The 13903-nt window shown below is 72.0% G+C and carries 12 protein-coding genes; 3 read left to right on the top strand and 9 right to left on the bottom strand.

The genetic code is table 11. The features are described from left to right. The first annotated feature begins 91 nt into the window (after positions 1 to 91). Both ACGFZ2_RS13485 and ACGFZ2_RS13480 read left to right on the top strand, forming a co-directional pair. A complete protein-coding gene (locus ACGFZ2_RS13485) occupies positions 92 to 1603 on the top strand; it encodes a sensor histidine kinase (RefSeq protein ID WP_393453151.1) in 1512 nt (503 codons plus the stop codon). A gap of 109 nt (positions 1604 to 1712) precedes the next feature. Further along, positions 1713 to 2369: a response regulator gene (locus ACGFZ2_RS13480; protein WP_393453148.1), complete on the top strand. Its 657-nt coding sequence runs from the start codon at positions 1713 to 1715 to the stop codon at positions 2367 to 2369. A 37-nt stretch (positions 2370 to 2406) separates the two neighbouring features. Here ACGFZ2_RS13480 and ACGFZ2_RS13475 read toward each other — a convergent pair whose 3' ends face one another. Next, positions 2407 to 3234 carry an ABC transporter permease gene (locus tag ACGFZ2_RS13475; protein WP_393453145.1) on the bottom strand — a complete coding sequence of 276 codons (828 nt, stop codon included), beginning with the start codon at positions 3232 to 3234 and terminating at the stop codon, positions 2407 to 2409. Then, positions 3231 to 4169 carry an ATP-binding cassette domain-containing protein gene (locus ACGFZ2_RS13470; protein ID WP_393453142.1) on the bottom strand — a complete coding sequence of 313 codons (939 nt, stop codon included), beginning with the start codon at positions 4167 to 4169 and terminating at the stop codon, positions 3231 to 3233. The genes ACGFZ2_RS13475 and ACGFZ2_RS13470 overlap by 4 nt, the downstream gene beginning before the upstream one ends. A gap of 272 nt (positions 4170 to 4441) precedes the next feature. Between ACGFZ2_RS13470 and ACGFZ2_RS13465 the strand changes: the two genes are divergently transcribed. Beyond that, positions 4442 to 5731 (top strand): alpha/beta hydrolase family protein, encoded by a 1290-nt coding sequence (locus ACGFZ2_RS13465; RefSeq protein WP_393453140.1) that lies wholly within the window; start codon positions 4442 to 4444, stop codon positions 5729 to 5731. A gap of 102 nt (positions 5732 to 5833) precedes the next feature. Here the strand turns inward: ACGFZ2_RS13465 and ACGFZ2_RS13460 are convergent, their stop codons facing one another. The 7 genes from ACGFZ2_RS13460 to ACGFZ2_RS13430 all read right to left on the bottom strand — a co-directional run bounded on the left by ACGFZ2_RS13460 (position 5834) and on the right by ACGFZ2_RS13430 (position 13893). After that, on the bottom strand, positions 5834 to 7843 hold the full coding sequence (locus ACGFZ2_RS13460) for an FG-GAP-like repeat-containing protein (protein ID WP_393453137.1): 2010 nt from the start codon (positions 7841 to 7843) through the stop codon (positions 5834 to 5836). A gap of 203 nt (positions 7844 to 8046) precedes the next feature. Beyond that, on the bottom strand, positions 8047 to 10227 hold the full coding sequence (locus tag ACGFZ2_RS13455; protein ID WP_393453134.1) for a B12-binding domain-containing radical SAM protein: 2181 nt from the start codon (positions 10225 to 10227) through the stop codon (positions 8047 to 8049). A gap of 41 nt (positions 10228 to 10268) precedes the next feature. Beyond that, positions 10269 to 11150, bottom strand: coding sequence for a hypothetical protein (locus ACGFZ2_RS13450; protein ID WP_393453131.1), 882 nt, complete (start codon positions 11148 to 11150; stop codon positions 10269 to 10271). Between the two features lie 97 nt (positions 11151 to 11247). Next, a complete protein-coding gene (locus ACGFZ2_RS13445; RefSeq protein WP_393258058.1) occupies positions 11248 to 11421 on the bottom strand; it encodes a hypothetical protein in 174 nt (57 codons plus the stop codon). 82 nt (positions 11422 to 11503) lie between these two features. Next, positions 11504 to 12337 (bottom strand): C1 family peptidase, encoded by an 834-nt coding sequence (locus ACGFZ2_RS13440; RefSeq protein ID WP_393453128.1) that lies wholly within the window; start codon positions 12335 to 12337, stop codon positions 11504 to 11506. Next, positions 12321 to 13205, bottom strand: coding sequence for a phytanoyl-CoA dioxygenase family protein (locus ACGFZ2_RS13435; RefSeq protein WP_393453125.1), 885 nt, complete (start codon positions 13203 to 13205; stop codon positions 12321 to 12323). The genes ACGFZ2_RS13440 and ACGFZ2_RS13435 overlap by 17 nt, the downstream gene beginning before the upstream one ends. Then, positions 13171 to 13893, bottom strand: coding sequence for a TfuA-like protein (locus ACGFZ2_RS13430; protein ID WP_393258065.1), 723 nt, complete (start codon positions 13891 to 13893; stop codon positions 13171 to 13173). The genes ACGFZ2_RS13435 and ACGFZ2_RS13430 overlap by 35 nt, the downstream gene beginning before the upstream one ends. Positions 13894 to 13903 lie beyond the last annotated feature (10 nt).

Below are 13903 nucleotides of genomic sequence, written 5' to 3'. Positions count from 1 at the left end.
CGTGGCAGGTTGGTGGCGCGGCGGACGGCAGCGGTGGATGCCTTTTCCCCGCTCCGGAGGGCCGCCTTCCGGTGGGCAGGCCGGATCGTGGGTGAAGGTCCTGTCCGACGTGTCGCTCTGGGCGGTCCTGTCGGCGCCGATCGCCTGGGACCTGGTCGTCGCCCCGACCGGCCCGTACGCCGGCTGGCGGCTGGTGGGCTGCCTCCTGCTGATGGCCCTCGCGGTGGTGGTCAGCCGGCACCACCCGACGGTCTCCCTGCTGATCGTCGTGGTGCCGACCGCGTTCGAGGGCAACTTCGTGTTCGCCGTCCCCGTGATGAGCTACCTGGTGGGCCTGCGGATGCCCCGGGCCCGCCCGGCCGCGTATACGTTCGCCGTGATCGCGGCGGGAGGCACCGCGCTGACGGTCGGCGTCCTCGGCTCGGGCGTGACCACCTGGTTCTTCCTCACCACCACCCTGCTTTTCGTCGGGGTGTTCCCCTGGCTGGTCGGCCGCCACCGCCGCCAGCAGCGGGCGCTCGTCCACGCCGGCTGGGAACACGCCGATCTGCTCGAACGGCAGCAGCGCGCCGCCGCCGAGCGGGCCCGGATGCGGGAGCGGGCCCGTATCGCCCAGGACATGCACGACTCCCTGGGCCACGACCTGGCCCTGATCGCGTTGAAGGCCGGCGGGCTGGAGGTGGCCACCGACCTCGACGAGCGGCACCGGCGGGCGGCGGGGGAGCTGCGTGCCAGCGTCACCGCCGCGACCGAGCAGCTCGCCCAGATCATCGGCGTGCTCCGGGAGGACGGTGCGCCGGCTCCGACCCGGCCGGCCGCCGAGGGCGTCGCCGACCTGGTGGGGCGGGCCCGCGACGCCGGGATGACGGTCCGGCTCAGGTGGGACGGGTCCGAGGCGCCGGCACCGCCGATGGTCGAGCGGGCGGTGCACCGGGTGGTCCAGGAGGCGCTGACCAACGCCACCCGGCACGCGCCGGGCGCCGCCGTGACCGTCCTGCTGACCCGCTCGGCCGAGCAGACGGTGGTGAGCGTGGCGAACGAGCCCCCGCCGGGCGGTCTGCCGCCCGGTGTGGCCTCGACGGGTTCCGGCCTGCTGGGCCTGCGGGAGCGGGTACGGCTGGCCGGCGGCGCGCTGAGCGCCGGGCCACGAGGCGGCGGTTTCGAGGTCACCGCCCGCCTGCCCCACGCCGCCGGCGCCGTGTCGGTCGACGCCGACGAGGGCGTACGCCCGGTCCGGCCGGCGTCGGCGACCCGGTTGCGTGAGGCGCGGCGGCGGGTGCGGCGCAGCCTCGTGGTGGCCGTGGCCGCCCCGGTGGTGGCCGCCGGCGTGCTGTCACTGGCCTACTACCCGTTCGCCACCTTCGACGCGGTCCTCGAACCGGCGGACTTCGACCGGATGCGGATCGGCCAGCACCGCACCGAACTGCGGGGCCTGCTGCCGGAGCGCCAGGTCGTCGAACGGCCGGACCCGACGGGGTGGTCGCTACCCCCGGGCGCCTCCTGTGAGTTCTACACCGACGGCAACTTCCCCCTCGGCCAGGCCGCCTACCGGCTCTGCTTCGCCGAGGGCCGGCTGCTGACCAAGGACCGGATGTCCGACTGACGGCGGTCGGCGGCCGGCGACGACCTGGCTCGGCTGCCGGGCTCGTCATTCACGCGATGCGTTCCCGCGCGGGCCGAATGCCGTCCGCGCCCGACCCCGAGGAGATGCGGTGATCCCGGTCCTGCTGGCCGACGACGAGGCGATGATCCGGGCCGGGGTGCGCGTGATCCTGGCGGCGGATCCCGAGATCGAGGTGGTGGCGGAGGCCGCGGACGGGCGGGCCGCCGTCGACCTGGCCCGGGCGCACCGGCCGCGGGTGGCGCTGCTGGACATCCGGATGCCGAAGCTGGACGGGCTCGCGGCCGCCGTGGAGATCCGTCGGCTCGTGCCCGACACCGCGGTGCTCATGCTCACCACCTTCGGTGAGGACGACTACGTCGCGCGGGCGCTCGGTGACGGGGCCAGCGGTTTTCTGCTCAAGGCCGGAGATCCGCGTGAACTGCTGGCCGGGGTGCGCGCGGCGGCCGACGGCGGCGCCTACCTGTCGCCGCGGATCGCCCGGCGGGTGATCGAGCTGGGCGGCGCGCGGATGGCCCGCGGCCCGGCCGCCTGGGCCCGCATCGGGACGCTCACCGACCGGGAACGTGAGGTGCTGGCGCTGGTCGGGGCGGGGCTGTCCAACGCGGAGATCGCCCGGCGGCTGTTCCTGGTGGAGGGCACGGTGAAGAGCTACCTGAGCACGATCTTCGCCCGGCTCGGCGTGCGGAACCGGGTGCAGGCCGCGATCGTCGCGTACGACGCCGGCCTGGTGGACGACGCCGGGTGACGGCGGTCGTGTCGGACCGCCGCCACCCGGCTCCGGATCAGGCGTCCCGGGACCGCAGCACCGCGTAACCGGCGAGCATCGCCGCGAGGGCCCACGCGGCGAGCAGGGCGAGGCCGGCCGCCGGCGGGTACGGGTCGGTGTCGCCACTCATGAAGTGGGATCCGGCCACCCCCGGCAGCCCGTCGACGAGCCGGTTGACGAACTCGATGTCGAGGGCGCCGAGCGAGATCGGCACCACCATGAGGATCATGAACACGGTGGTCAGCGTGCCGACCGCGCTACGCAGCACCGTCCCGAGCCCGAGGGTGAAGACGCTGATCAAGGAGAGGTACGCGGCCACCGCCAGCACGTCGCCGACGGTTTCCCCCGCCCGGAACCGGCCCCACCCACCGAGCACCGGGTCGGCGACGGCGGAGCCCAGCGCCCCGAGCAGCGCGCCCACCACGAACGTGACCACGGCGACCACGGCGGTCTTGGCCAGCAGCAGTCGGCCCCGTGACGGGGTCCACTGCAGCGTGCTCCGGATCGTGCCCGTCGCGTACTCGGCGGTGATCACCAGCATCGCCAGCGCGACCACCGTGAACTGCGCCAGGAGCACGGAGCTGATCGCGACGGTACCGACACCGACCACCCCCGGGTCGTCGGCGGGGTCGGTGTTGGTGTTCTCGTTGACCACGTAGATGGCCTCCTGCCCGGCCGCCGCCGCCATCAGCAGGGCGCTGGCGAGCAGGTTCCACCAGACCGAGCGCACCGACCAGAGCTTGGTCCACTCGCTGGCGACAGCACCGGTCAGGCCGCCGCCGGTCGGGTCGCCGCGTCGGGTCGACCGGTCGGCGGCGGGCAGGGTTGTCGTGGCCGTCGTCATCTCCGCGCCCCCGATCGGGTGGTCGCCAGCGCGCCATACTCGACGTCGTCGGCGGTCAGTTCCATGTACGCCTCCTCCAGTGACGCCTCGCGCACGCTCAACTCGTGCAGGCGTACGCCGATCTCGTGCGCCAGGTCGCCGACCCGCTCGACGCCGGCGCCGGTGACGACGAGCGCGCCGTCCGCCTCCTGCTGGACCGCGACGCCCGCCGCGACGAGCCGGCGCCGCAGCTCGGCCAGGCCGGCCGGTTGTGGGCTGCGGACCAGCACCGCCGTCGACGAACTGCCCCCGATGACCTCGGCTATCGGGGCGTCGGCGAGGAGCCGGCCCTTGCCGACCACCACGAGTTGGTCGGCGGTGAGCTGCATCTCGCTCATCAGGTGGCTGGAGACGAAGACGGTCCGTCCCTCGGCGGCCAGGGACCGCATGAGCTGGCGGACCCAGCGCACCCCGTCCGGGTCGAGTCCGTTGACCGGCTCGTCGAACATCAGCACCCCGGGGTCGCCGAGCAGGGCGCCGGCGATGCCGAGGCGCTGGCCCATGCCGAGGGAGTAGGTGCCGGCCCGCTTGCCGGCGACGGTGGTCAGGCCCACCGTGGCGAGCACCTCGTCCACGCGTCGGGTGGGGATGCCGTTGCTGCGGGCCATCGCCAGCAGGTGGTTGCGGGCGTTCCGCCCCGGGTGCACCGCCTTGGCGTCGAGCAGCGCACCGACCTCGCGCAGCGGGTGCCGCAGGGTCGCGTACCGCCGGCCCTCGATGAGCGCCTCGCCGGCGGTGGGCCGGTCCAGACCGACGATCATGCGCATCGTGGTGGACTTCCCGGCCCCGTTCGGGCCGAGGAAACCGGTGACCCGGCCCGGGGCGAGGTCCAGGGTCAGGTTGTCGACGGCTGTCGTCGCGCCGAAGCGTTTCGTCAACCCGCGTAATGTGATCATTGTTCTCCCGGTGAAGGTGCCATCTCGACGTCGACGCTAGGAATCGGCGGGGCGGGGCACAGCCGCCGATCGGCATCGGTCGGCCCTGACGAAAGTCAGGACCCGGGTGCGCCCGCCGTCGAGAAGCGCGGGGCCGGGCCCGTGACCGGCCCGACCTGCCGTCCACTGTGGTGTCTCCCGGCCCGAGGCCCGCCGCCCCTGAGATTTCTCAGGGCCGACATGGTTACTTCCGGCAGATGCCGTCGGCGAGCGCCCCGGGCGAGCCTTGCCGCATGCGAACGATTTCTCGACGATGGCTGTTGGGCGGCGCCGCGGTCGCGGTGTCGGCGGCGATGGTGTCGACCGCGCCGGCGGCTCCCGCCCTGGCCGCACCGGACCCGGGAGCAGGCTCGACCCCGCCGCCGGCCACGAGCGCGCCGCTGCGGTTGCGTCTTCCCGCACCGACCGGCCCGCACCCCGTCGCCGCCACCGAACTGCATCTGGTCGACCGCGGCCGGCCCGATCCGTGGGTGGCCGCCAAGCCGCGGGAACTCATGGTCACCGTCTGGTACCCGGCTCGCCCGGCGGGCGGCGAACCACTCGCGCCGTACCTGCCGCCGCTGGCCGCGCAGCGGTACGGCGAGAATCTCGGCGGCATGCTCGGCGTCCCCGCCGGGCAGGTCGACTGGGCGGGCATCACCACCCATGCCCGGGCCGGCGCGCCCGCCCGCGCCAGGCGCGGAGGATTCCCGGTGGTCGTGTACTCGCCCGGCGGCGAGCGGCCCCGCGCGGAGGGCACGGTCCTCGTCGAGGAACTGGCCAGCCGGGGCTACGTCGTGGTGACGGTCGACCACACGTACGAGGCGCCGGTCGTCGAGTTCCCCGGCGGACGCGTGGAGACGCAGCGCCTACCCGACCTGGAACCCGCCGACCTCATGCGCGCACAGATCCACACCCGGATCCAGGACACCCGGTTCGTCCTCGACCAGCTCGCCGTCCTCGCCCGCGGCGGCAACCCCGACGCCGGCGAGCGCCCGCTACCACGCGGCCTCGGCGCCGCGCTGGACCTGTCCCGCGCGGGCATGTTCGGCCACTCGGCCGGTGGCTTCACCACCGCCGAGGCGATGCTCGCCGACCGGCGGTTGGACGCGGGAGCGGACCTGGACGGCAGCATGGCGTACGGCAGGGACGACCTCGGCGACGTGGCCGAGCACGGGCTGGACCGCCCGTTCCTGCTGATGGGCGCCGGTCTCGTCGGCGGCAGGCCGTACACCCACCTGGACGCCCCGGACTGGCGGTCGTTCTGGGCGAACTCGACCGGCTGGAAGCTCGACCTGTACGTCCCCGAGGGCCAGCACTTCACCTTCACCGACCACCAGGTGCTGCTGCCGCAGCTCGACGCGGCGTTCCCGCTGCCGGAGGGACTCGTCACCGGCCTGATCGGCACCGTCGACCCGGGCCGGATCGTCGCCGCCCAACGCGCCTACCTCACCGCCTTCTTCGACCAGCACCTCCGCCAGCGACCCCGGGCGCTGCTCGACCGCCCGTCGCCGAGGCACCCCGACGTGACCTTCGTCCGCTGACCAACCGTCGAGGACGCCGCCGGCCCGTCAAGGCGGGCCGGCGGCGTCGTCGGCCCTACGCCCCAGCGCCTGCCAGGCGGGAGCGGCGTTGTCCGTCGTCGCTCAGGGCCGACCCACCTGGACCTTCGTCGACGTCGCCGCCGACGTCGCCGCGGGGCGTTGCGGCACCACCACGAGCCCGTAGTTGTAGTTGGCCATCAGCAGATCCTTCAGGCCGTCGTCGTTGATGTCGGCCACCGCGAGACCGCGCGGGGTGAAGGAGCTGGCGGGCGGCAGCTGGGAGACGCGGAACTCGTTGCCCAGCCAGCCGTCCGGCCGTTGCAGCAGGACGCCCGCCGAGCTCCAGCCGCCGTGGGTGACGGCGACGTCGTCACGACCGTCGTTGTTCACGTCGGCGATGGCGATCGCGTCCGGCACCTCGTAGACCGGGTAGCGGATCCACTGTCCGAGCACGCCTGCGCCGTCGTGGGTGAGCACCTGCACCTGGGCGTCCGGCGCGTTGCCGGACACGGTGACGACGACGTCCTTCCTGCCGTCCCCGGTCACGTCGCCGACGGCCATGGAACCGACCACGCGCAGGTACCCGGCGGGAGCCTGGTATCCCACCGGGTCGGCGAACGATCGAGGCGCCGTCTGGGTGCTGATCCGGATCAGTTGTCCGAGCTGCGCCACCAGGTCCGGCCGGCCGTCCCCGGTCATGTCGACCACGTCCAGCACGAAGCCGCGGTGCGGCGAGACGAGAGCCGCGGGGGCGAAGCCACCGGTGTCGTCGCCGTACCGCACGAGGACGCCGTTGTCGCTCACCGCGACGATGTCCGTCCGGCCGTCACCGTCCAGGTCGCGGAGCTTGAGGTCGATCAGGTCGTCGGCGAACGACAGGTGCTCGGCGGCGGAAAGCCCGGTCCCGGTACGGCGGAACACGTCGACCCCGTCGCCCGTCGCGACGACCAGTTCGTTGGCGCCGTCACCGTCCACGTCACCGATGACCGGGTACATGCTGCCGCCGGTGGGCGTCGACATCGCCACCTGCTGCCTCAGCATGAGCTGGTTCTCCGCTTCCTGCACGAACAGGAACGCGGAGTGGTCGTGGGCGTCGTCGGAGTACTCGGTCGTCGTGACCACCACGTCGGAGAGCCCGTCGCCGGTCAGGTCGCCGGCGGCGACGGCTTCCTCCCGGGAGCCGAGCTTCAGCCACGAGGGGCCGTCGAAGACCACCGAGCCGTACGGCTGGGTGACCACGGGCACGGCGTCGGCGGACGCGCTCGCCCCGGCCGGTTGCCAGTCGTACCCCTGGAACTGCGCGTAGACCGGCTTCGGGGTCCATCCGCTGCCGTCGACCATGGCGATCGCCGTGCCGTCGGTGCCGTGGACGCTGGCGAACGCGACCGCGCCGGCCGCGGACATGAACGCCACCTCACCGCTGGGAATCCGACCGTCCGCGTAGCGCACGCTCGCGATGAGCAGGATCCGCTGCCCCTGCTCCACCGAGCCCGGGGACACGGTGACCGTCGTCGTCGTGGCAGGGCCGGTGTAGACCCGTACGGCGTCGGACGTGGCCGTGGCGCCGCCCGCCGCGACCGCCCGGATCCAGTAGACGTAGCGGGTGGCGACCGTGAGGCCGGTGTCCACGTACTCCGTCGACGTCGTGGTGCCGACCACCGTCTCCACCGGTGCCGCGCTGCTCAGCCGGACGATCTCGTACCGCGCGGCGCCGGACACGCCCTGCCAACGCAGGGTCATGCTCGTCTCCGCCCCGGTCGCCCGCACGCCGACGGGCTTCGGAAGCGAGGTCAGCACCGACGCCTCGGTCGAGTAGCCCGACGCCCGCTTGTCGGAACGGGACCGCACGACGTAGTAGTACGTCGTCTCCGGCGCGACGGTGTCGTCGACGTAGGACGTCCCCGTGGCCGTTCCCACCGGCGCGTACGGGCCACCCGACACGGTTCCGCGCCGTACCTCGTAGCTGCTGGCACCGGCCGCGGCCTGCCAGCTCACCTCGACCCGGGACGCGGAAACCGCCGCCGCGCTGACCGAGGCCGGTGGCGTCAGGGCCGCCGCGAACGCCGGTGTGGTGGACGCCATCACCGCGAGCAGGGCCGTCAGCAGGGCCATCACGACACGGCCTGGCCTTCGCTTCTGCGACAACATGCACTCTCCAGATCCCGGGGATTCCGTCGTACGCAACAGCGCTGACGCATATGGGAACGTCACTGCCGGCACGGGTCCACCGCCGGCCGTCCGAACGCAGCGCCGGGTAGCGCCTCGCCCCCGCTGGAACGGCAGCCGACGAGAGAAGTCGGCTCAGATGATGATCTCTACACAGTCTGCGGGACCCAGTCAGGCGGCCGGGCGGGCTGGCCGTCCCGATCTTGTTCGACCGGTGGATGACCTCCGGCGAGGACAGTGTCGCGGCGTGACTCGGCACGCACGAGCCGGCGGCTGACCAGGTGCTCCCAGGCCCGCTGGGCGACCGACGCGGGCACGGCGGCTAGGGCCGACTCCGCCTCCGGCAGGGTGCGCGGCACGGTGAAGAGCTGGAGCAGCGGCACCAGACCGTCCGGGATGAAGTGCAACTGGCCGTCGACGCGGCGGAAGGCGAACCGGCCGGGCGGGGTCGCGCCGGCGGATGCAGACCACTGGAAGTAGTACCGGTAGGCCTGCGCGACCTCCGGCTCCGGCCGGGGGATCACCGTGCCGTTGAGGACGTAGCTGACCTCGCGGTCCGGCTGGGCGAGGCCCACCACGGTCATGATGTCCATGCCGTACCGGTCCTGATAGAAGTACGTGTGCGCGCAGTCCGTGCCGCCCACCCAGGGCCGCCCGAGGTCGTTGCCGGTCAGCGCCGCCTTGGCCTTCTCCAACTCGGCCAGCGCGCGGTCGCCCGGCGCGCCGCCGACCTGCTCGAAGCTCAGTGCCCGGGCGATGTCGTGGCCGGGATAGGGCACGACGTTGCGCAGCCCGAACCGTTCGGGCTGTTTGGCGACGATCGACCCCGAGGTGAGCATGAACGTGCCCAGCCCGCCGAACGTCCACTTGTCACGGTGCTCACGCAGGAAGTCGACGGACTCCATCGCCTCCTCCACCGTCTCGGAGGGGAAGCCGGTGAATCCCATCATCTGCACGCCGATCCCGGCCCTCGTCATGGCGTCGATCGTCTGCGACACGCGGGCCGGCGTGGTGCCCTTGTCGATCAGGTCGAGGACGCGCTGGTTCGCGGACTCGAACCCCACCGAGACGGAGACGCAGCCACTGTCCTTCAAGGTGCGGCACCGCTCTTCCGTCCAGTACTTCTCCAGGCGGATCTCGGCACCCCAACGGAAGTCCAGGCCGATCTCGACCACCCGCTCGGCGAACCGCAGGATCGTCGCCGGCGCCAGGACGTCGACCGAGAAGTAGATGAACTTGGCGAACTGGGAGATGGCACCGACATCGGTGACCATCTTGTCCACCGGATCCTGCCGCCACGGGCTGGTCGGGCTGTCGCCGTTCAGGCCGTAGTCGCAGAACGTGCACTTGTTCCAGTAGCAGCCTCGGGTCGGCGAATAGTAGACGAACGGCTCCGGGCTGAGGTACTGCTCCCACGGCAGCGTCGAGTAGTCCGGCGTCGGCAGAGTGGCCAGCTGCTCGTACTTGAACATCGGCAGGGCCCGGCCGATCCCGTGCCTCGGGTGCAGCCGCACGTTGGGGTGGCCGCTGGGCAGCCGGCCGGCGTCGAGGGCGTCGAGGATCTCCAGGTACGCAGTCTCACCCTCGCCCACCACCAGCGCGTCGAACACGTCGAAGATCTGGAAGACCATGTTCTTGTCGAGGGCGTACTTCCAGACGTCGGAGACCTCGGTGCCGCCGGCCATCAGGAACACGCCCGGCAGCGCCCGGCGGATCAGCCGTGCCATCCACAGCGCGAACGGCAGTTGCGAGACGAAGGTGATGTTGATGCCGACGACGTCGTGCCCGCCAGCGACCAGCCGGGGCAGCAGCCGATCCTGGTAGTAGGGGGTGAACGCGTTGCTCAGCCGGGCCAGCGTCGCCTCGTCCGTGAGGTCCCGGACCGACGAGGGGTTGAAGTGGTCGTACGGCTGGAAATCGAAGCCGTTGTGGAACTGCCCGGGCAGCCCGGCGGCGCCCAGCGTGTTCATCCAGCCGGTGACGGTCTCGACGGCGTGCTGGTACCGCGGATAGTCGTAGAACCGCACCGGGTCCTGCAACACTCGCACCGCCTCGGCCGTCTGCTCGGGCGACACCTCGCCGGCCCGCAGCCGAATGGCGGCGGCCGCGGCGGCCGGCATCCGCCCGTCGAACACCGACGGCACCGACGCCTGGCGCATCAGCCAGTCGTACGGGACGTCGGTGTAAGAGTGGTGGAACGCCTCGATGTTGGCGTCGATGATCGTCGCGGCCGCCTGCCCCTGTGCCCGGGCGTACGAGTCGAGGTAACACAGCGAGTGGTACCCGCAGGTCGGATCGGTCAGGGGCGGATAGATCAGGGCCGGACGCATGTGTCCTCCTCGTCATGGCAGTGCGGAGCGGCCTCGGCGGTTCAGCCCTGGGGCGAGCCGGCGCGCTCCCGGATGGACCGGCTCGCGCCCTCGACGTCGTCCGTGTCGAACCGGACCTCGCCGGCGTGCACCGTTTCCCGGCCCCGGATTCGCACCGGCGTCTCCCGGGCCAGGGTCACCGTGAGCACGGTGCCGCTCATGCCCGGCACCGCCACGTAGTCGTCCGCGACGGCCACCAGCCCTTTGTATTTGGGGTGGTAATCGCGCCGCACGGAGCGGATGGAACCGACGTCGACAGAAACCGCCGCCAGGTGCCCCATGCGGATTACCAGACGACTCGAGTCGATGTAATGGGGCCTCGTGTGCAGGCCGGCGTAGAAACCGAACAACCAGATCGCGCTGTATATGGCGAAAACGAGGAGCACCGTCCGCAACCAGGCCCACGGTACGAGGAACTCCACCAGCATGACCTCCACCGGAATGATCACCATCATCACGATGATGAACACCTTGTGGGTCGAACCGTATTTGATGACGGTGGCGCCGGCCGGTACGTCCTTGCGCCCGCGGACGAGCAGAGCGATCGACACGAGTGAAGCGAGTTCCTGGTGCAGCAGCATGACTATGGGCCGGGGCAGCACGGTTGCGGCCGCCTGGAACAACGCCTCCCACCGGCTCTCACCCTCGCGGCGCAACTGGCGGTAGACCACCCGCGCGGTGACGGCGAGAGCGAGCGCCAGCACGCCGCAGAGCAGTTCGAGCCCGATTGCGATCACCACCGCGTCGCCGAGATCGAGCAGGCCGGTGGCCACCAGCAGCAACTCGACGGCGATCACCGAGACGGCCGTCCATTTCAACAGCTTCGGCATCAGACGCGGGGGATCGTGCGCAGGGGAACGACCGGCGCGTTTCGGCTCGTTCACCGGTCCACCTCCTTGAGACAGGAAAGCTCGGCCGGAACAACTTGGTCCTCGTCTCCGCCGCCTGACCGGCCACGGCGAACGGTCTCACCTTCCCCGATCATTCTGTTCGCCAATTGTCGCTCACCATCTCCGGGTCGAAGTGCCGCAGGGCCCGCCCGCAGCCGCACCCGAAGTCGAGGACCGACAGGTCCGGTCCGGTGAGCGGCCGGCCGGCGGCCCGTGCGCTTCGCCGCAGGTCGTCGCACGCCATCCGGCCGATCGATTCGAACACCGGCTCGCTCCCCGCGGCGGTCGCCCGAACCCGCGGCGGCGCCGGGGGCAGCGGAGGGCGCGACCGGACCGGGGTCTGCTGGTCAACCAAGGCGCTGCCTTCCGGTGAGGGGCTCCCCGACCGGCACGCTGGCCGGGACGGTCCAGCTGTTCTCGGCGACCAGCCAGCTGTCGCCCACCAGTCCCTGTTCGATGTAGGCGTAGGGCAGCACGCCGTAGCCCCGCTCGCCCCATTCCGGTCCCCAGCTGTTACGGACGCGGAAGTGCCGGCCGGCGTCGTCGAAGCCGGTCAGCAGGGCGATGTGCCGGCCCAGCGACCGTTCGTTCTCCCGCGGCATCGGGATGACGCCAGTGCCGATCGCGGCGAATTGCGAGACGTACAGCGGGAACTCGCACGCCACCGGGAGCCCGACGCGCAGCGCGTCCCGCAGCACTGCGAGGTAGCGGGACGCGTCGATCGAGTCCCGCCGGATGCGCCAGGAGGTGACCTCCGCCGGGCAGTCCGGCGACGGCGCGAGGTCCGTCGGCGGGTCCGCGTTCACCGTCGAGGCGTCCCACGGCCAGGAGGCCTCGTCCGGCAGGCCGAACCGCTGCCAAGCGGCGATGCTCGACTCGATGTGCGCGCCGCGTCGGTCGGGCGTGCCCATCAGGCGGCGCGCCATCCGGTAGTTGAACAGTACCGACGGCTGGACCATGGTGTGCCGGGCGCGCCTGGCGAAGTAGGCGGCGAGCGCCGTCACCACCGCCGCGGTGCACAGCGGCACCGTGCCCTGGTCGATCACCGGAGGGAACCAGCGGTCCAGCGTCACCCGGCCCTCCGGTTCCGCCGGCCACGGTGGCGTGATGGCAGCGCCGTCCCAGTGGAACTGCGCCGGGTCGCGGCCGGCGCGACCCGGCGGCTCAGGCGCCGCCGACACGCTCGGTGACCCGCTCGGCGTGGACGACCTGCATGACCTTGGCCAACCGCTGGTCACGCATGAGGACCGCGTCGCGGAAGCCGCGCAGGGCCTCGGGTGTGAAGTCGGCGGCCGGCCGCTGCTCGGGCAGGAAGTGGTGGTAACGGTCCTTGCCCTGCACGAGCAGGGCACTGTCCGGCCCGTGCAGCGGCCGGATCGACGGCGACAGATAGTCCACCGCGAAGCAGATCCGCTCCTCGTCGGTGGAACTCGGCCCGCTGCTGTGCACCGTGGTCGGCTGGTGGAGCGAGGCCTGACCGGGCCCGATCTCCACGGCCACGACGTCCTTCTCCTGGACGTCGTAGTCGGCCTGTTCGCCCTGCATCAGGCCGGCGATCGTCCGGTCGACGAACTCGTGCCGGACGAGACCGGCCTCGTGCGAGCGCCGGCAGTACAGCATCGTACCGTTGCGGCGGCTCGTCGGGGTCAGCGCCAGCCAGATGCGCACCACCTTGCCGTCGGCGCCCTCCCACCCGAAGTACGGCGCGTCCTGGTGCCACGCCAGCCGGCTGTTGCTGTGCCCGGCCCGGACGAACAGGTTCGTCGACCAGACCAGCAGGTCCGGCCCAACGAGGCTGGCCGCGATTTCGAGCAGTCGTGGGTGGTGGACCAGCGCGTCCGCCCACCGGGCCACCAGGTGGATCTTGGGATAGTTCCAGCGGCGGCGCAGCAGGCCGCCGACCCGACCGGTCACCGTGCGATAGGCGCGGTAGGCGGCGAGGGCCCTGTCCACCTCGGCCGGTGTCAGCACCTCGACCGGGAACAGGTAGCCCTGCTGCCAGAAGTGCTCGATCTCAGCCGGCCTGAGCCGCGAGGGGGACTCCGCCACGGTGCACCCCCAATGCACGCTCGACCTTCTGTCCCTGGTTGCCGGCGAGGTAGTCGCGCATGGTGCGCAGCAGCAGCCGGGCGTCGTCCGCCTTGGCGTCCGGCGCGTCCGTGGCGAAGTACCGCGACAGGGCAGCGTGCTCGTCCTCGGGCACCCTGCCGCGGATGGCGAGCAGCGTCGCGCGGGCGGTCCGCTGCGGGAAGTAGATGTCCTTGGCTGCCTGCAGGAACGCCTCGGCCGTGGCCGGACGCACGACGCCGGACTCCAGCGCCGCGCGGACGGCGACACGCAGGTTCACCATCGGTTCGGAGACGGGCGCCCCGGTCTCCTCGTCGAAGGCGATGGCGACCTCGTCGTCGGCGTCCACCTCACCCGTACGGTAGGCCTCGAAGATCTTGCCGACGCCGACCATGCCCCAGTGGTGGCACTCGGCCGCCCGCAGCGCGCCCATGCTCGAGGAGCCGAAGACCTTGATGCCGCGGTCGACGACTTCCAGCACCTCCTTCGGCGACACGCACAGGGTGGACAGGAACTTGCCGTCGATGATGCCGATCGCGCGGGGCAGCACCGGCCGACGCAGGATCTCCGCCAGGTCGCCACGGGCGATCGGCGGCAGATATTCGGCTTCCAGTTCCTCAGCTGCGGCCGGGACGGGAAGACTCGGGCCCAGATAGACAACAGCGCTCATCGGTGCGCTC

The sequence above is a fragment of the Micromonospora sp. NPDC048063 genome (genome assembly GCF_043202855.1).
GTDB lineage: Bacteria > Actinomycetota > Actinomycetes > Mycobacteriales > Micromonosporaceae > Micromonospora.
This window is presented reverse-complemented; position numbering and strand designations above follow the sequence as displayed.

Coding starts and splice junctions, on each gene's coding strand:
- ACGFZ2_RS13475 (WP_393453145.1), bottom strand. CDS start 3,234: ATGACGACGGCCACGACAACCCTGCCCGCCGCCGACCGGTCGACCCGA.
- ACGFZ2_RS13470 (WP_393453142.1), bottom strand. CDS start 4,169: ATGATCACATTACGCGGGTTGACGAAACGCTTCGGCGCGACGACAGCC.
- ACGFZ2_RS13465 (WP_393453140.1), top strand. CDS start 4,442: ATGCGAACGATTTCTCGACGATGGCTGTTGGGCGGCGCCGCGGTCGCG.
- ACGFZ2_RS13460 (WP_393453137.1), bottom strand. CDS start 7,843: ATGGCCCTGCTGACGGCCCTGCTCGCGGTGATGGCGTCCACCACACCG.
- ACGFZ2_RS13455 (WP_393453134.1), bottom strand. CDS start 10,227: ATGCGTCCGGCCCTGATCTATCCGCCCCTGACCGATCCGACCTGCGGG.
- ACGFZ2_RS13430 (WP_393258065.1), bottom strand. CDS start 13,893: ATGAGCGCTGTTGTCTATCTGGGCCCGAGTCTTCCCGTCCCGGCCGCA.